This window comes from Kitasatospora sp. NPDC059827 (genome assembly GCF_042731675.1).
In the GTDB taxonomy this organism is placed as follows: domain Bacteria; phylum Actinomycetota; class Actinomycetes; order Streptomycetales; family Streptomycetaceae; genus Kitasatospora.
Genome location: NZ_JBHWIV010000077.1, coordinates 313 through 16,108, shown reverse-complemented (window position 1 = coordinate 16,108; position 15,796 = coordinate 313). Strand labels below are relative to the sequence as shown.

General features: G+C 75.2%; 14 protein-coding genes and 2 pseudogenes. 10 read left to right on the top strand and 6 right to left on the bottom strand.

The genetic code is table 11. The annotated features are described in order from the left end of the window. Positions 1 to 9 precede the first annotated feature (9 nt). From ACFV8H_RS32935 to ACFV8H_RS32920, 4 genes are all read left to right on the top strand, one after another. Positions 10 to 1,095: a hypothetical protein gene (locus ACFV8H_RS32935; RefSeq protein WP_380407274.1), complete on the top strand. Its 1,086-nt coding sequence runs from the start codon at positions 10 to 12 to the stop codon at positions 1,093 to 1,095. A gap of 242 nt (positions 1,096 to 1,337) precedes the next feature. Next, a complete protein-coding gene (locus ACFV8H_RS32930; RefSeq protein ID WP_380407272.1) occupies positions 1,338 to 2,660 on the top strand; it encodes a C40 family peptidase in 1,323 nt (440 codons plus the stop codon). Positions 2,661 to 2,733: 73 nt separating this feature from the next. Further along, positions 2,734 to 3,333 (top strand): GNAT family N-acetyltransferase, encoded by a 600-nt coding sequence (locus tag ACFV8H_RS32925; protein WP_380407270.1) that lies wholly within the window; start codon positions 2,734 to 2,736, stop codon positions 3,331 to 3,333. A 41-nt stretch (positions 3,334 to 3,374) separates the two neighbouring features. Next, on the top strand, positions 3,375 to 4,655 hold the full coding sequence (locus ACFV8H_RS32920; protein WP_380407268.1) for a GNAT family N-acetyltransferase: 1,281 nt from the start codon (positions 3,375 to 3,377) through the stop codon (positions 4,653 to 4,655). Positions 4,656 to 4,775: 120 nt separating this feature from the next. Here the strand turns inward: ACFV8H_RS32920 and ACFV8H_RS32915 are convergent, their stop codons facing one another. Together ACFV8H_RS32915 and ACFV8H_RS32910 are read right to left on the bottom strand one after the other, a co-directional pair. Beyond that, positions 4,776 to 5,576, bottom strand: a complete 801-nt coding sequence (locus ACFV8H_RS32915) for a TetR family transcriptional regulator (RefSeq protein ID WP_375887382.1) — start codon at positions 5,574 to 5,576, stop codon at positions 4,776 to 4,778. A 10-nt stretch (positions 5,577 to 5,586) separates the two neighbouring features. After that, the gene (locus ACFV8H_RS32910; protein ID WP_375887379.1) at positions 5,587 to 5,736 is read right to left on the bottom strand and encodes a hypothetical protein; all 150 of its coding nucleotides are present in this window, start codon (positions 5,734 to 5,736) and stop codon (positions 5,587 to 5,589) included. 32 nt (positions 5,737 to 5,768) lie between these two features. On the opposite strand from ACFV8H_RS32910, the gene ACFV8H_RS32905 reads away from it, so the two are divergent. Further along, positions 5,769 to 6,362 (top strand): GNAT family N-acetyltransferase, encoded by a 594-nt coding sequence (locus ACFV8H_RS32905; protein ID WP_380407265.1) that lies wholly within the window; start codon positions 5,769 to 5,771, stop codon positions 6,360 to 6,362. Here ACFV8H_RS32905 and ACFV8H_RS32900 read toward each other — a convergent pair. The 3 genes and pseudogenes from ACFV8H_RS32900 to ACFV8H_RS32890 all read right to left on the bottom strand — a co-directional run. Then, positions 6,347 to 6,664: pseudogene (locus ACFV8H_RS32900) on the bottom strand (Appr-1-p processing protein); the annotation flags it as partial. The gene ACFV8H_RS32905 and the pseudogene ACFV8H_RS32900 overlap by 16 nt on opposite strands. Before the next feature lie 180 nt (positions 6,665 to 6,844). After that, a pseudogene (locus tag ACFV8H_RS32895) lies at positions 6,845 to 7,000 on the bottom strand (Appr-1-p processing protein); the annotation flags it as partial. 9 nt (positions 7,001 to 7,009) lie between these two features. Then, complete coding sequence (locus ACFV8H_RS32890; protein ID WP_380407263.1) at positions 7,010 to 8,266, bottom strand: MFS transporter; 1,257 nt, start codon at positions 8,264 to 8,266, stop codon at positions 7,010 to 7,012. A 116-nt stretch (positions 8,267 to 8,382) separates the two neighbouring features. Here ACFV8H_RS32890 and ACFV8H_RS32885 point away from each other — a divergent pair, with 116 nt between their 5' ends. Beyond that, complete coding sequence (locus ACFV8H_RS32885) at positions 8,383 to 9,369, top strand: LysR family transcriptional regulator (RefSeq protein ID WP_380407262.1); 987 nt, start codon at positions 8,383 to 8,385, stop codon at positions 9,367 to 9,369. A gap of 98 nt (positions 9,370 to 9,467) precedes the next feature. Here the strand turns inward: ACFV8H_RS32885 and ACFV8H_RS32880 are convergent, their stop codons facing one another. Further along, positions 9,468 to 10,073, bottom strand: coding sequence for a YceI family protein (locus ACFV8H_RS32880; RefSeq protein WP_380407260.1), 606 nt, complete (start codon positions 10,071 to 10,073; stop codon positions 9,468 to 9,470). 226 nt (positions 10,074 to 10,299) lie between these two features. Between ACFV8H_RS32880 and ACFV8H_RS32875 the strand changes: the two genes are divergently transcribed. The 4 genes from ACFV8H_RS32875 to ACFV8H_RS32860 are packed head-to-tail and all read left to right on the top strand — an operon-like array spanning position 10,300 to position 15,645. After that, a complete protein-coding gene (locus tag ACFV8H_RS32875; RefSeq protein WP_380407258.1) occupies positions 10,300 to 13,452 on the top strand; it encodes an SNF2-related protein in 3,153 nt (1,050 codons plus the stop codon). After that, positions 13,449 to 13,649 (top strand): hypothetical protein, encoded by a 201-nt coding sequence (locus ACFV8H_RS32870; RefSeq protein ID WP_380407256.1) that lies wholly within the window; start codon positions 13,449 to 13,451, stop codon positions 13,647 to 13,649. The genes ACFV8H_RS32875 and ACFV8H_RS32870 overlap by 4 nt, the downstream gene beginning before the upstream one ends. A gap of 15 nt (positions 13,650 to 13,664) precedes the next feature. Next, entirely contained in the window at positions 13,665 to 14,546 is an 882-nt protein-coding gene (locus ACFV8H_RS32865; RefSeq protein ID WP_380407254.1) for an RNA polymerase sigma-70 factor, read from the top strand. A 34-nt stretch (positions 14,547 to 14,580) separates the two neighbouring features. Then, positions 14,581 to 15,645 (top strand): MerR family transcriptional regulator, encoded by a 1,065-nt coding sequence (locus ACFV8H_RS32860; RefSeq protein WP_380407252.1) that lies wholly within the window; start codon positions 14,581 to 14,583, stop codon positions 15,643 to 15,645. Positions 15,646 to 15,796 lie beyond the last annotated feature (151 nt).

Sequence of the window (15,796 nt, the reverse complement as noted above, 5' to 3'; positions counted from 1 at the left end):
GTAAGACCCATGACGGCAATGCTGGACAGCTACCGCGAGCACATCGTCAACACGCACAAGCAACCGCTGTTCCTGCTGCTGGTCGGCTTCATCACCTCCTTCGTCTTCATCCGGTTCAGCGTGCGGATGATCCGCGCCAAGGTGCGCTGGTGGCCCGGCAACGTCACCCCCGGCGGCCTGCACATCCACCACATGGTGTTCGGCCTGGGCTTCCTGCTGGTCGGCGGCATCGGGGTGTTCGCCACCTTCGGCGGCACCCCGTGGATCGACTGGTTCGGGCTGGCCTTCGGCATCGGCTGCGGCCTGGTGCTGGACGAGTTCGCGCTGATCCTGCACCTGGACGACGTGTACTGGAGCGAGCAGGGCCGCAAGTCGGTGGACGCGGTGATCTTCGGCATCCTGTTCACCGCCCTGCTGCTGATCGGGTACGTGCCGCTCGGCGTGGTGCCCGGCGAGGACACCCGGTGGGGCCTGATCACCGTCATCTCGGTGAACGCGCTGGCCTCGGTGATCACCCTGCTCAAGGGCAAGGTGTGGACCGGACTGCTCGGGATCATGGTCCCCGGCCTGTCCTGGATCGGCGCGATCCGGCTGGCCCGCCCGAGCAGCCCGTGGGCCCGCTGGCGGTACACCACGCGCCCCCGCCGCCGTGCGCGTGCGCTGCGGCGCGAACGCCTGCTGCACCGGCGTGCGGACCGGGCCCGCACCTGGCTCTTCGACCTGATCGCCGGCGCGCCCGACAAGGTGCCCGCCAACCACCCGGCCGCCCACCGGGTCGCCGAGCGGATGGCCGCCCGGGCCTCCGCCCACCTCGACGCCCACGTCGCCCGGGCCCTGTCCCGCCGCCGGGCCCGGCTGGCCGACCGCCGCTCGGCCGCGGCCACCGGGGCGGCGGCGAAGGCGCCCGCGGCGCACCCGCAACCGGCCGAGGGGCCCGCCGAGGGCGTGCCGGCCCGCTCGGCCGGGGCCCGGCAGCGCCGCCGTACGGTCCGCGCCGGGCGCAACCGGACGTACGCGGTCGGCCCGACCGGCCTGGAACGCCGCCCCGGCCGACACCCCCACCTACGGACGAGGACCCGCCGGATCCACCGCTAGTTCGTATACCGCGTGCGCCTGGGCGATGGTGACACCCAGTCGGATCATCGGATGGTCACCCGGCCGGCGGAGCGCGTTCGAGGTGTGAAAACCCTCGGAGTTGAGAACATGATCGGCGAGTGACCGTTCTGTCACGTGATGGGATGATTCGCCGGACCCCCGCCGCCCGACCGCAGCCCCGCAGGCCGCGCGCCGCCCGGCCACCGCCGTCATCCCCTCCGGACCGTGAGAAGGGATGTCTCGTGGCGCGCAGGATCCTGCCGACCCTCCTGTTGTCCCTCACCGCCCTGCTCGGGCTGCTCCCCGCCGCCCAGGCAGCCCCGGTGCAGCCGGAACCGGCGCGGCCCGCCCCGGGGCAGGCCGAACCCGCGCCGGCCGAACCGCCGGCCGCAGCGCCCCCGGCCGGCCAGGACCCGTACCCCTCCACCGAGGAGATCGACCGCTCCCGCACCGAGGCCGACGGCAAGGCCGCCTCCGCCGCCGCGCTGGAGACCGCGCTCACCGCCGCCCGCACCGAACTCGACCGGGCCGCCCGCGGCGCCGAACAGGCCGTCGAGGCCTACAACGGCGCCCAGCTGGCCCTCACCCGGGCCCGCGCCGAGGAGACCGCCGCCAACCGGCGCGCCGCCACCGCCGAGGCCGAACGTTCCGAAGCCGCCGACGACGCCGCCCGGCTCGCCGCCGAGACGTACCGGCAGGGCGCGGGCGCCGAACTCTCCGCCCTCAACGCCCTGCTCGGCGCCCACGGGCCGCGCGAGGCGAGCGCCCGCGCCGCCGTGGTCGGCGTGGTCAGCGAGCGCACCCGGCAGATCCTGGACGCCGCCACCTCCACCGCCGCCACCGCCCGCACCGCCTCGGCCGCCGCCCGCACCGCCACCGCGGCCGCCGAGAAGGCCGCGACCGAGGTCGGCGCGGCCAGGACCAGGGCCGAACAGCGGCTCGCCGCCCAGCAGACCGAGGTCGCCGCGGCCGGCCACCACCGGGAGCAACTGCTCACCGAACTCGCCGCCGCCCGCAACACCACCGTCGAGCTGGAGCGCACGCGGCACGACGCCCTGGAGGCGATCGCCGCCCGCGAGGCCGAGACGGCCGCCCGGGCCGCCGCCGAACGGGCCGCCGAACAGGCCGCCCGGGAGGCCGAAGCCGCCGCGGCCGAGGCCGCCAGGGTCCAGGCGCCGCCCGACTCCCGCCCCTGGTCGGCCGAGGGCGCGGCCGCCGCGATCGCCTTCGCCCGCTCCAAGATCGGCCTGCCCTACATCTGGGGCGGCGAGGGGCCGGAGGGCTACGACTGCTCCGGGCTGACCATGATGGCCTGGCGCGAGGGAGGCAGGCAGCTCAACCACTTCGCCGCCGACCAGTACGTCCAGTCCACCCCGGTCACCTACCGCCAGCTGCGCCCCGGCGACCTGGTCTTCTGGACCGACACCGGCCGTTCCGCCGACATCCACCACGTCGGCCTCTACATCGGCGACGACCAGATGATCGAGGCCCCGAGGGTCGGCATGCCGGTCAAGCAGGCCAGCCTCTGGATCATGGGCACCCCGGACTACTACGCCCGGCCCTGACCCCGCCGTCCCGGGCACCGGTGTCGGAGGCCTCCGTTAGCGTGGCCGCTCCGACCACTCCCGAGGAGGAACCGTGCGGCTGAGGAACGTGGCAGCGGGCGACGTCGAGGCGTACGTCCGAATGCGCTGCGACGAGGCGATGATGGCCGAGTTGGGCGGCCCGCTGCCCCGGGAGCAGGTGGAGGAGCGGCTACGCAAGGACCTCCGGCTGGTGGCGGAGGACGGCGCCTGGATCAAGGCGATCGTGCCGGACGGCGCCGAGGACGGTGCGGCGGCCGGGGTGGTGACGCTCTGGCAGGGCGAGGAGGACGGCGCGACCGTCTCCGAGATCGGCTGGATGGTGCTGCCCGGGTTCCAGGGCCGCGGCCTGGCCAAGGCGGCGGTCCGCCGGGTGCTGGACGCCGCGGCGGCGGACGGCCGCTGGGGCGAGGTGCACGCGAACCCGGGGACGACCAACGGCCCGTCCAACGGGATCTGCCGCGCGCTCGGCTTCCGGCTGCTCGGCGAGCGGGACCTCGGCTTCGGGGACCGCGTCCTGCGGACCAACCACTGGGTGGTGACGCCGGGCCAGCACCGCCGGGCGCCGGACGGCCTGGGGTCGGGCAACCGGGGGTCGGACGGCCTGGGGTCGGGCAACCGGGGGTCGGACGGCCTGGGGTCGGACACGGATTAATTGGGGTGCTCCTCCCCGGCCACCGCCCGTACGGTGGCCGGATGCACAACAACAGTGATCACACGGCCCCCGAGACGGTCAACGGGATCCAGGTCCGGGCCGTAGCCGTGGACGAAGTGGAGGAGTGGAACCGGGCGCTGAACTTCGGCTTCCTGCGCCCGCACGCGGGCGTCGCGCCGGACCTGCGCCGCCGGCAGTGGCAGCCGGGCCGGATGGTGGCCGGCTTCGACGGGGACCGGCAGATCGCCACCTTCCGCAGCTTCGACGTCGAACTCACCGTGCCCGGCGGAGCCGTGGTCCGGGCCGACGCGATCACCAACGTCACGGTCAGCGCCACCCACCGCCGCCGGGGCCTGCTCAGCGCGATGATGCGACGCGACCTCGCCGCGGCCGCCGGGCGCGGCTGCGCCGTCGCCGTCCTGATGGCCGCCGAGTACAACATCTACGGCCGGTTCGGCTTCGGCCCGGCCACCCACGGCAGCGGCTGGGACATCGACCTGAGCCGCACCCGCGGACTGCGCGAGGGCCTGCCGGGCGTGCCCGGCGGCCGGACCGACTTCGTGACCCTGGCCGAGCAGGCCGAACTCGGCGCCGAGCTGTACGACCGCTGGCGGCTCACCCAGCCGGGCGCGATCGCCCGGGACGAGATCTGGTGGGAGCGCCACACCAACCGGATCCAGGTGCCGGGCGACAGCTTCAAGGAGCCGTTCACCGCCGTCCACCGGGACGCCGACGGCACGGTCACCGGGATGGTCGTCTACCGGATCGAGAACAAGTGGGACGGCGCCCACCCCGACGCCACCCTCACGGTGGAGGACTTCATCGCCCTCGACCTGCCCACCGCCGTCGCACTGTGGCGCCTGGTGCTGAGCGTCGACTGGGTGCGCAAGGTCGTGGTGGCGGGCCTGGCCCCGGACGACCCGCTGCCGCTGCTGCTCCAGGACCCGCGCGCGGCCGTCCCGCGCAAGGACAACGCCGACGCGATGTGGCTGCGGCTGCTGGACGTCGAGGCCGCCTTCGGCGCCCGCGCGTACGGTGCGCCCGGCCGGGTGGTGCTGGAGGTCGAGGACGAGCTCGGCTACGCCTCCGGCCGCTTCGCGATCGAGGTCGCCGAGGACGGCACCGGCCGCTGCGTCCGGACCACCGACGACGCCGACCTCGCCCTGGACGCTTCGGAGTTGGGCTCGCTCCAGCTGGGCGCCGAGACGGCCCCGCGACTGGCCGCGGCCGGTCTGATCACCGAGCTGCGCCCGGGTGCGGCGGCCGCCGCCGACCTGCTGCTGCGCACTCCGCTGCGGGCCTGGACCCCGACGGACTTCTGAGCGGGCGGAACGACAGTGCCGGGAGCGACAGTGCCGGGAACGACCCCCGAAACGACGCCGGAGGCCGGCCCGCAGTGCGCGGGCCGGCCTCCGGTGGTCACAACTCGTGCCCGGCCGCGCCTACTTGACGGCCGTCTTGCCGATCGTGGGCAGGATGAAGTCCTGGATCAGGCCCTTGGCGTCCCGCACGATCGGCCGGAACACCCGGTAGCGCGAGAGGTTGATCACCCGGGCGGCCATCGGCGTCGACCGCCGGACGAACTCCCTGGTGCGCTCGGTGTCCTCGGTCCGGTCGAAGACCCAGTAGAGGACCACGACCATCAGGTGCAGCCAGAGCACGTCCGGCAGCAGCTCGACGAGTTCGGCGTCCAGCTTCGGCGCCAGTTCCGAGCCCTGGAGGACTTCCCGGAACAGGTCGACGGCCACCGCCCGGGCCGGGTGGGACTCGTTGGAGAACGGGCTGAGCGAGCTGGTCGGGTCGGCCGCGGTGCGGAAGAACTGCGCGGCGAACTCGTGGTACGGCGCGGCCGTGTCCAGCCAGGAGTCCAGCGCGATCTGCAGCCGCTCGGCGAAGTCCCGGGTGTGGGCCATGCGGAGCCTGGCCTCGGCCGCGTGGTCGTGGGTCATCCGGTCGTAGAACCCCTGGATCAGGAATTCCTTGGCGGAGAAGTAGTAGTAGGCGTTGCCGACCGACACGCCCGCCTCGGTGGCGATGGCGCGCATCGTCGTCTTCTCGTAACCCCGGTCCTGGAACAGCCGCATGGCCGTCTCCAGGATCAGCGCCCGGGTCGCCTCGCTCTTGTCGGTCTTGGGCTGGGCCCGGCCGCCGGGCATGGGCCCACCGTCCGTGCCGGGTGCGGCCGAGGCGTCGGCCGCACCCTTCTCGCCGTCCGTTCGGTTCGTCGCTGCCAGGTCGTCCACAGGCACGAGCCTAACCGGAGACGAGGTTCCACCCGGTGTCGGTGCTGTCGGTGTTCGTGGCACCGGATGCCCCCTCCGCATCCGGTGCCACGAAACCGTCCCCCGTCATTTCGAACGCGTTCAAAACCTTGGCAGAACTGTAGACGTTACGGTTGAACATGTTCAACTCCATCTTCGTGGGAGGCTCGTCACATGACCGGTCCTGAACGGACCACCATTCGGTACGGCGGAGCGCAGGACGCCGCGGACGTCGCGGACCTGCACGCCGAGAGTTGGCGCACCAGCTATCGCGGGATGGTCCCCGACGAGGCGATCGGGGACGGACTGGCCGCCCAGCGGCGCGAACTGTGGGAGCTGCGCCTGGCGGTGGACTACGGGCCGCCGGAGAACACGCCCGTGCTGTTGGTCGCCGAACGGGCCGGAGAGCCGGCCGGGTTCGTCTATCTGGTGCCGCAGGCCGACGGACGGGTGCTGGTGGACAACCTGCACGTCCGCCCGGGCCTCACCGGCGGGGGCATCGGCCGGCAACTGCTGGCCGCCGCCCGCGCCGAACTCGCCGAGCGGTTCCCCGCCGCCGAGCTGTACCTGGAGGTGCTGCGCGCCAACACCCGCGCGATTGCCTTCTACGAGCGCGAGGGCGGCGTGCGGATCGCGGCGCAGGAGGGCGTGTTCCCGGGCGGCTGGGTGCTGCCCGAGTACGTCTACGCCTGGCCAGCCGCGAGCGCCCGGCCGGAGAACGCCCGGCCCGAGGGCGGTCGGTCGGTGAGCGGTCAGTCGATGTCGTAGACCGTCACCGGCACGCCGCGCGCCGAGAGTCGGGCCGCCACCAGCGGCTCGACCTTCTCCCAGCGCCCGCCCGCCAGTCCGCAGCCGATCCGCGGCATGTGGACGGCGGCGCCGAGTTCGAGCGCGCGCCCGCCCAGGGCCGCCAGCCCGGTGTCGATGGCCTCGTACCGCACGGGCACCCCGGTGGAGCGCCCCGTCCGGATGCCGCGCTGGCCGACCAGGTTGGCCACCCAGACGTACGGCTCGACCTGCACCAACTGCAGGGCGCCGAGGCCGAAGTCGTTCTTCGCCCGCTCCCGGTGCCTACGGGCCTGTCGCCGGACTCCCGCCTGCCGGGCGACGCCGGGGCACGCGCCTCGCCGCGTTGTCGTCGGTCGCCGATGCTCCGCATGGACTCCCTCCTCCGCCTTGCGATGCACGCACCCCAACGCCGCCCGGCCCGCCCTTCGGGCGGACGACGGGAGTCCGGCGACAGGCCCGAGCCTGAAAGCGGCTTCGGGTTCGGGCCAGCGTCTGGAGAGCGCGAGCACGAAGCCTTTGCCCCAGCCGCCGAGGTCGTTGCAGACGTGCGCGATCACCTTCACGCCCTTGCCCTGGGGCGTGGTGGCATCGCCTCGGACGTAGGTGATTTCCGCCATGACTCGAAGTTAGACGGAGGCACTGACAACCCGCGCCCCATTTTCCGCGGGGCCGGACGCCCGCAGGTGCCGCCGCCCGGCCGACGCGATCAGCAGGGCGAGCGCGGCGGCCCCGGCGGGCAGGACGTAGCCGGTACCGGGCGCGGCCCGCTCGGCGAGCGTCCCGGCGAGCGCCGCCCCGGCCGAGATGCCGACCACGATGCCGGACACCGCCACCGCCATCCCCTCGTTGAACTGCCGCTGCGGCAGCAGCTCCTGGACCAGCGTCATGCCGGTCACCATGGTCGGCGCGGTGGCCGTGCCGGCCGCGAACAGTGCCGCGCCGAGGGTCACCGGCCCGGCCCCGCCGAGCCCGGCGGCGAGCGGCAGCAGCAGGACCGCGGCCATCGCCGCCACCCCGAGCAGGAAGCGCGCCCCGGGGGTCCGGCGCGGGGTCAGCAGCCCGAACAGCAGCCCCGCCAGGCAGGATCCGCCCGCGACCAGGGCCAGCAGCGGGCCGGCCGCCGCCTTGTGCCCGAGCGCGTCGGCGTAGGCGACGGTGGTGATCTCGGTGGCGCCGAAGACCATGCCGGTGGCGAGGAAGGTCAGCGCCAGCACCCGCAGCCCGGGCACCCGCAGCGGGGAGCCGTGCCGCTCGCCGGTCGGGGCCGGGGCCGGCAGCGGCGGTTCGGTGCCCCGCTGGGCGGCGAACAGCAGGGCGCCGGTGGTGCCGACGGTGCCGGCGGTGAGCAGCCCGGCCTCCGGGGCGATCGTGGTGCAGAGCAGCATCGCGAGCACCGGCCCGGCCATGAAGCAGAGTTCGTCCAGGGCCTGTTCGAGGGAGTTGGCCAGGTGCCGGGCGGCCGGGTCGTCCCGGTACAGGTGCGCCCAGCGGGACCGGGCCATGCCGCCGAGGTTGGGCGCGGCGGCGCAGGCGGCCCAGCAGGCGTACAGCGTCCAGTCCGGGGCGCCGAGCCGGACGCAGAGCAGCAGGGCGGCGAGCGGAACGGCGTTGTACAGCGCGGCCGGTACCGCGACCCGCGACTGCCCGTACCGGTCCACCAGGCGGCCGAGCAGCGGCATGCCGATCGCCCCGGTGACCAGCCCGGCCGCCGAGACCGTCCCGGCCAGCGCGTACGAGCCGCGCCGTTCGGCGAGCAGCACCACCAGCGAGACGCCGTTCATCGACAGCGCGATCCGGCCGAGCAGTCCGGCCAGGGTGAAGGCGGTGGCGCCGGGGGCCGCGAACAGCCGTCGGTAGGAGGCGAGGAGGGCGCGCGGGGGCAATCGGGCTCCTGGGACGCAGGGCGGGAGGGGATGCGCCAAGCCTCGCGGTGCGCTCCGACGGGCGTCCAACACCTGTTCCGCCGCATCCACAACACGGTGTTGTTAATCTGCGGCCCATGCCCCGTGACCTGCACCCCCGACTGCTCCGCGGCTTCGTCGCGACCGCCGAGACCCTGCACTTCGGCCGGGCCGCCGAGCGGCTGTACGTCGCCCAGCAGGCGCTCAGCCGGGACGTCCGCACCTTGGAGGGCCTGCTCGGCGAGGCACTGTTCACCCGCACCACCCGCAGCGTCGACCTCACCCCGGCCGGGCGTCGGCTGCTGCCCGGGGCGCGCCGGCTGCTCGCCCTGCACGACGAACTGCTCGCCGGGTTCGGCGCGGGCGCCGGTGCCGCCGCCAGGCCGCTGCTGCTCGACCTCAACAGCGACGTCACCGGCCCGGACCTGACCGCCGACCGGGTGCTGCAACGGGCCCGCACCGCCTGGCCGGAGGGCGAGCTGCTGGCCCGCTTCCACGGCGGTCTGGCCGCGGCCGCCGACGAACTGCTGGCGCACCGGCTGGACGCCTCGTTCGGCCGCTTCGCCGGACTGCCCGCCCCGGTGCGCGGCCGGCTCGCCCAGCGGCCCGTACGGCTGGAGCGGGTCTCGGTGATGATGGCGGACACCCACCCGCTGGCCGGCCGCCCGGCGCTGCGCCCGGCCGATCTGCTCGGGCACCCGGTCGACATCTGCGCGGGCAACCCGGCCACCACCGAGTGGGCCGACCTCGGGGCCCGGCTGCTGCGCGAACACGGTCTGCGCGCGGCCGAGCCGTACGTCCCGCCGGTGGGCCCGGTCGAGACGGCCCGCTACCTGGCCCGGCACGGCGATCCGATGCTGACCACGGTCGGTGGGCCGAGCCTCCCGGGGGCGGTGAACGTCCCGCTGGTGGACCCGGTCCCGCTGAGTCTGGTGAGCCTGGTGCACCGGCCCGGGGAGCGCCGTCCGGGCCTGCTCGCACTGGCCGCCGCGGCGGCCGAACTCGGCGCCGCCGAGGGCTGGTTGGACCGCCCGGCCGACAGCTGGCTGCCCCCGGAGGACGCCGCGCTCATCGCGCGGACGTAGGGTCCGCAGATGTAGCACACCGCCCCTGCCCCGGGGGGACGGGCAGGGGCGGTGGGTCGTGGGGGCGGCACGGGCCGCCGTGGCCGCGGACGGCCGGCTCAGGCCGCCTTGACGGCGGAGATGTCGAAGCTGAGCTTGACCTTCTCGCCGATCAGCACGCCGCCGGTCTCCAGGGCCGCGTTGTAGGTGAGGCCGAACTGGGTGCGGTCCACGACCGTACGGCCCTCGAAGCCGACCCGCTCGGCGCCGTAGGCGTCGGTGGCGCTGCCGGTGTAGTCGAGCTCCAGGACGACCGGGCGGGTGGTGCCCTTGATGGTCAGCTCGCCGGTCATCCGGTAGGAGTCGTCGCCGACCGCCTCGGCGGAGGTGCTGCGGAAGCGGATCTCCGGGTGGGTCTCGACCGCGAAGAAGTCGCCGGTGCGCAGGTGCTCGTCGCGCTGGGCCTGGTTGGTGTCGACGCTGGCGACCTTGATCACGAGCTCGGCGGAGGAGTTGTGCGGCTGGGCGCCGTCCAGGTGCAGCTTGCCCTCGTAGTCGGTGAAGCGGCCCTTGACGTTGGTGACCATCGCGTGGCGGACCGCGAAGCCGATCTCGCTGTGGGTGGTGTCGATCGCCCAGTCGCCGGTCAGGTGCGACAGGTCCGGGCCGGCCGGGGTCTGGACGGCGGTGGGGGTGGCGGTCTTGGTGCGGTTGAACAGGCCCATGGCTCCTCCTCGGGTTCGAAGCCATTTGTTTAGGCTTCAACTTCTTGGCTCCACCGTACGACTCTTTCGTTCAAGTTTCAACCACAACGGTCGAAGCACTTCGCCGAACCACCCGAACGGCCCAGCCGCCCGGCCCCACGGGCGCCGCCCGGCGGCCCGACGGGCACTGTCCGACCCTCCGACTAGGCTGCGAAGAACGGTTCCCACCCGCCCCGAGAGGCCCCGCATGTTCGTCCTGCACGCACTCTGGCGGGCGGACGGACGGCTGGCCCTCTGGGCCGAGGACGCCCGCGCCCACCCCGGCGCCACCGACCCCCGCCCCGACCGGCCCGCCCCGCGCGCCCACCCGTACGCCTGCCCGGCCGACCGCCTGGCCGTCGTGCTCGGCGGCATCGGGCCCGGCCTCGGCTGGCTCGCCGGGCAGGCCCCCGAACGCTGGGCCACCCTGCTGCTGCCCACCGTCGGCCCCCTGCCCGCCCCCTCGCCCGACCTGCCGGTCACCCCGCCGCGCGGCGGCGCCGTGCTCACCCCCTGGCGGGTGCCCGCCCTGCTGTTCGAGGCCGGTGCCGCCGCCCAGCTGCTCGGCGAGGTCCACGACCCGCACTGGGCCGTCACCGACACCGACCTGCCCGGCACCGGCCGGGTCGAAGTGGTCTACGGGCCCTCGCTGCGCTGGCTCACCGGGGTGCACGACCTCGCCTGGCGGGCGGTCGGCCGGGGCCGGGTGCTGCCCCTGCCCGTCCTCGCCGACGGCCGACCCCGGGCCCGCTGGCGGCCCGACCCCACCCCGGCCGGGCGCCGCGAGGCCGCCGTCCTGGCGGCCGGCTGCCCGCCCGTCCTGCTGGGCGAGTGGCCGACCGGCGCCGGCACCGGCGAGGCCCTGCTGGACGCCGCCCTGGGCGCCCTGGTCGACGCCGAAGCCCGGGCCGCCCTGGCCGACACCCCCTTCCCCGCCCCCGGCCCGGCCCCGGCCGACCGCTGGCTGCACGCCCTCGCCACCCCCTCCGGGGAGGTCGACGCCCCGCCCGGGGAGCTCGCCGAACTGCGCCGCCGGATCACCGACTGGTACGCCACCGCCGAGCCCGCCGACCCGGCCCTGCGGCTCTGCTTCCGCCTGGTCGAACCGCTCGGCCCCGCCGACGACGACCCGGACGGCAGCCCCTCCGACGACGCCTGGCGGCTGGAGTTCCTGCTCCAGGCCGTCGACGAGCCCTCCCTGCTGGTCCGCGCCGCCGAACTGCACGAGGGCGGCGCGGCCCACGCCGCCCTCGACCGCAAGCTCGCGCAGGCCGCCCCCGGGGACGACCGGGCCGGCCCCGCCGACGTGCTGGTCGCCGAACTGGCCCGCGCCGCCCACCGCTGGCCCGCCCTGGACGGGCTGCGCCACCGCTCCCGCCCGTCCGCCCTGCCGCTCGACCGCACCGGCGCGCTCGACTTCCTGCGCGCCGCCGCGCCCGCCCTGGCCGGGGCCGGATTCGGCGTGCTGCTGCCCTCCTGGTGGCGCCGCCGCCCCCGGCTCGGCCTCGCCCTGCGCGTCACCACCCCGCCCGCCCCCGGCACCCTCGCCGTCACCAGCCAGGTCGACCGGGACGCCGTGGTCGCCTTCCGCTGGCAGGCCGCCCTCGGCCCGGACGGCACCCCGCTCACCGAGCAGGAGCTCGCCGAACTCGCCGCCGCCAAACAGGGGCTGGTCCGGGTCCGGGGCGCCTGGCTGGAGGCCGACCCGGCCCAGATCGCCGCCGCACTGGCCTTCCTCACCGAGCAGCGCGACGGCCTGCTCGCCGCCGCCGACCTGCTGCGGCTCGCCCTCGACCCGGAGGCGACGGTCGCCGGACTGCCGGTCACCGGCGTCCGGGCGGACGGCCCGCTCGGCGACCTGCTCGCCGGAACCGCCACCGCCACCCCCGAAGTCCCCGCTCTGCCACCGGACTTCCACGCCGAACTCCGCCCGTACCAGCAGCGCGGACTCGCCTGGCTCAGGACCATGTCCGAGCTCGGCCTCGGCGCCGTCCTGGCCGACGACATGGGCCTCGGCAAGACCGTCCAGACCCTCGCCCTGCTGGCTGCCGAACGGTCCGGAGCGGACGCCCCCACCCTCCTGGTCTGCCCGATGTCCCTGGTCGGCAACTGGCAGCGCGAGGCCGAACGCTTCGCCCCCGGCCTGCGCCGCTACGTCCACCACGGCGCCGACCGCCTCGGCGGTGACCGACTCGCCGACGCCGTCAGGGGGGCGGACCTGGTCATCACCACCTACGGGCTGGTCCAGCGCGACCTCGCCGCGCTCCGCGCGATCCGCTGGCGCCGGGTGGTCGCCGACGAGGCGCAGCACATCAAGAACACCGGCACCGCCCAGTCCCGGGCGATCCGCGCGCTGCCCGTGGCCCGGCACCGGATCGCCCTGACCGGCACGCCGGTGGAGAACCGGCTCGCCGAACTGCACGCCGTGCTGGACTTCGCCAACCCCGGCCTGCTCGGCCCGGCCGAGCGCTTCAAGGAGCGCTACGCGATCCCGGTCGAACTGCACCGCAGCCCCGAACGCACCGCCGAACTCCGGCGCCGCACGGCCCCGTTCGTGCTGCGCCGGCTCAAGACGGACCCGGCGGTGGCGGCCGAGCTGCCCGCCAAGCAGGAGATGACCGTCTGGTGCAACCTCACCGCCGAACAGGCCGGCCTCTACCAGGCGGTGGTCGCCGACCTGCTCCAGCGGGTGGAGGGGATCCGGGGCGTGGAGCGGCGCGGCACGGTGCTGGCCGCGATCGGCAAGCTCAAGCAGGTCTGCAACCACCCGGCCCAACTGCTGCACGACGGCTCGCCGTTGGGGGAGCGCTCGGGCAAGGTCGCCCGGCTCGCCGAACTGCTGGAGGAGGCGCTGGCCGAGGGGGACCGCACCCTGGTCTTCACCCAGTACGCCGAGTTCGGCACCATGCTCCGCCCGTACCTGGAACGCCGCCTCGGCGAGGAGGTCCTCCACCTGTACGGCGGCGTCCCCCGCGCCCGCCGGGAGGAGCTGGTGCGGCGCTTCCAGGCCCCGGACGGCCCCCGGGTGTTCCTGCTCTCGCTGCGGGCCGGCGGCACCGGCCTCAACCTCACCGCCGCCAACCAGGTGATCCACCTGGACCGTTGGTGGAACCCGGCGGTCGAGGAGCAGGCCACCGACCGGGCCTTCCGGATCGGCCAGCGCCGCGACGTCCAGGTCCGCCGCCTGGTCTGCGTCGGCACCGTCGAGGAGCGGATCGACGAAATCCTCACCGCCAAACGCTCGTTGGCCGACACCGTGGTGGGCGCGGGGGAGCACTGGCTCACCGACCTCCCCGCCGAGGCCCTGCGCGAACTGGTCACCCTCACCCGCGAGGACGCCGTCGCCGAGGAGGACGCATGACCGACCAGGCACCGCCCCCGAAGACCCCGATGGTCAACGTCGCCGCCTACTGGCGCGGCGACTTCACCCTGCCGCCGACCCCGGACGAGGAGCCGGACGAGCCCTCGCTGCACCGCCTCGGCCGCTCCGGCATCACCGTCCACGGCCGCGACCTGGCGACCCTGCTCGCCCCCGCCTACGAGGCCTTCCGCTCCTGAGGTAGCGTCCCGAACGTGACCGACACCCCCGACACCCGGCTCGCCGCCTTCGAACAGCACCGGCGGATGGTCTTCGGCATCGCCTACCGGATGCTCGGCAGCGTCGCCGACGCCGAGGACCTGGTCCAGGACACCTGGCTGCGCTGGAGCGGGGTCACCGGCCCGGTCGCCAGCCCCGCCGGCTACCTCGCCCGTACGGTCACCAACCTCGCCCTCAACCGGCTGGACTCGGCCGCCGTCCGCCGCGAGTCCTACGTCGGCCCCTGGCTGCCCGAACCGCTGGTCTCCGAGCCCGACGCCACCGACGGCGTCGAGCGCGCCGAGAGCGTCTCGCTCGCCCTGCTGGTCGTGCTGGAGAGCCTCTCCCCGCTGGAACGGGCGGTGTTCGTCCTCAAGGAGGCCTTCGGCTTCTCCTACCCGGAGATCGCCGAGGCCCTGGACCGCACCGAGGCGGCCTGCCGCCAGGTCGGCAGCCGGGCCAGGGCGCACGTACGCGCCCGCCGCCCCCGCTACGACGCCCCGCCGGAGCTGCGCCGCCGGGCCACCGACGAGTTCCTCTCGGCCTGCGTCGGCGGCGATCTCAACCGGATGCTCGAACTCCTCGCCCCCGACGTCACCACCTGGAGCGACGGCGGCGGAGTGATCCGCGCGGCCCTGCGCCCGGTCACCGGCGCCGACAACGTCGCCCGCTTCCTCCTCGGCGTGCTCCGCCAGCTCGGCGAGGCCGCGGGCGTCCGTCCCGTCCTGGTCAACGGCCAGCCCGGCGTGCTGATCACCGTCGACGGCGCCGTCGACTCCGTCTCCGTCCTCGACTTCACCGATGGCCCGGACGGCGAGCCCCTGGTCAGCTCGATCCACGCCGTCCGCAACCCGGACAAGCTCACCCACCTCGCTTGACCCTCGACCAGGTCGAGCCCCGAGAGTCACCGGCATGGAGAGCGAGCTGCACAGCATCGGCGAACTGGCCCGCGCCAGCGGCCTGGGCGTCGGCACCCTGCGCTACTACGACGGCGCCGAGGTGCTCACCCCCGCCTGGGTCGACCCGCAGACCGGCTACCGCTGGTACCGGCCCGCCCAACTCGCCGACGCCCGCCTGCTGGTCCGGCTCCGCCGGGTCGGCCTCCCGCTGGCCGACATCCGCGCCGTACTGGCCGGCCACGACGCCGAACACGTCCTCGACGCCCACCTGCGCCGACTGGAGGACGGCCTCGCCGACGCCCGCCGCGAACTCTCCCTGATCCGCACCACGATCGAGCAGAGGGAGCACCCGATGGCCACCACCCTGCACCTCACCGTCCGCGCCGACCGCCTGGCCGCCGCCCTGGACGCCGTCCGCTTCGCCGTCTGCGAGGACCCGGACCACCCCGCCCTGACCGGCGTGCTGTTCGAACCGGACGGCCCGGTCCTGCGCCTGGTCGCCACCGACCGCTACCGGATGGCCTTCGCCGAACTGCCCGCGCTCGGCGCCCCGCAGCACCCCGCCCCCGGCACCACCGTCCCCACCGCCCTGGTGGACGCCCTGCGCGCACTGCTGTCCGCGGCCCCCGCCGAGGTCCTGCTCACCCTGGGCGCCGACACCTTCCGCGCCGAGACCCCCGACCACCGCATCGAGGGCGCCGTCCCGGCCACCGACTACCCCGACCACCGAGTCCTCACCCGCCTCGACCCCCAGCACCGCCTCACCCTCCCCGCCGCCGCCCTGCGCACCGCCGTCGAGACCGGCGCCACCCGCACCCTCCCCTCCGGCCCCCAGGGCGCCGACTGCCAGGTCACCGTGCTCACCCTCACCGACGACGGCCACCTCACCGTCACCGCCGACCCCACCCCCGACGACCCCCACATCGCCCTCAACCGCGACTTCCTCCTCGACGCCCTCCGCGCCGCCCACCCCGAACAACTCCTCCTCGAACTCGGCGGCCCGATCGCCCCGCTCGCCATCCGCACCCCCGGCCGAACCGGCACCTTCTCCGTCCTGATGCCGATCCGCCTCCCTTGACGCCCCCACCCCCAGCGGGGGGGGGGGGGGCCCCCCCCCCCCCCCCCCCCCCCCAACACACCCCCCCCCCCCCCCCCCCCCCCCCCCCCACCCCCCCCCCCCCCCCCCCCCCCCGCCCCCCCCCCCCCCCCCCCCCCCCCCCCCCCCACGC

Coding starts and splice junctions, on each gene's coding strand:
- ACFV8H_RS32935 (WP_380407274.1), top strand. CDS start 10: ATGACGGCAATGCTGGACAGCTACCGCGAGCACATCGTCAACACGCAC.
- ACFV8H_RS32920 (WP_380407268.1), top strand. CDS start 3,375: ATGCACAACAACAGTGATCACACGGCCCCCGAGACGGTCAACGGGATC.
- ACFV8H_RS32910 (WP_375887379.1), bottom strand. CDS start 5,736: ATGTTCAACCGTAACGTCTACAGTTCTGCCAAGGTTTTGAACGCGTTC.
- ACFV8H_RS32905 (WP_380407265.1), top strand. CDS start 5,769: ATGACCGGTCCTGAACGGACCACCATTCGGTACGGCGGAGCGCAGGAC.
- ACFV8H_RS32885 (WP_380407262.1), top strand. CDS start 8,383: ATGCCCCGTGACCTGCACCCCCGACTGCTCCGCGGCTTCGTCGCGACC.
- ACFV8H_RS32880 (WP_380407260.1), bottom strand. CDS start 10,073: ATGGGCCTGTTCAACCGCACCAAGACCGCCACCCCCACCGCCGTCCAG.
- ACFV8H_RS32875 (WP_380407258.1), top strand. CDS start 10,300: ATGTTCGTCCTGCACGCACTCTGGCGGGCGGACGGACGGCTGGCCCTC.
- ACFV8H_RS32870 (WP_380407256.1), top strand. CDS start 13,449: ATGACCGACCAGGCACCGCCCCCGAAGACCCCGATGGTCAACGTCGCC.
- ACFV8H_RS32860 (WP_380407252.1), top strand. CDS start 14,581: ATGGAGAGCGAGCTGCACAGCATCGGCGAACTGGCCCGCGCCAGCGGC.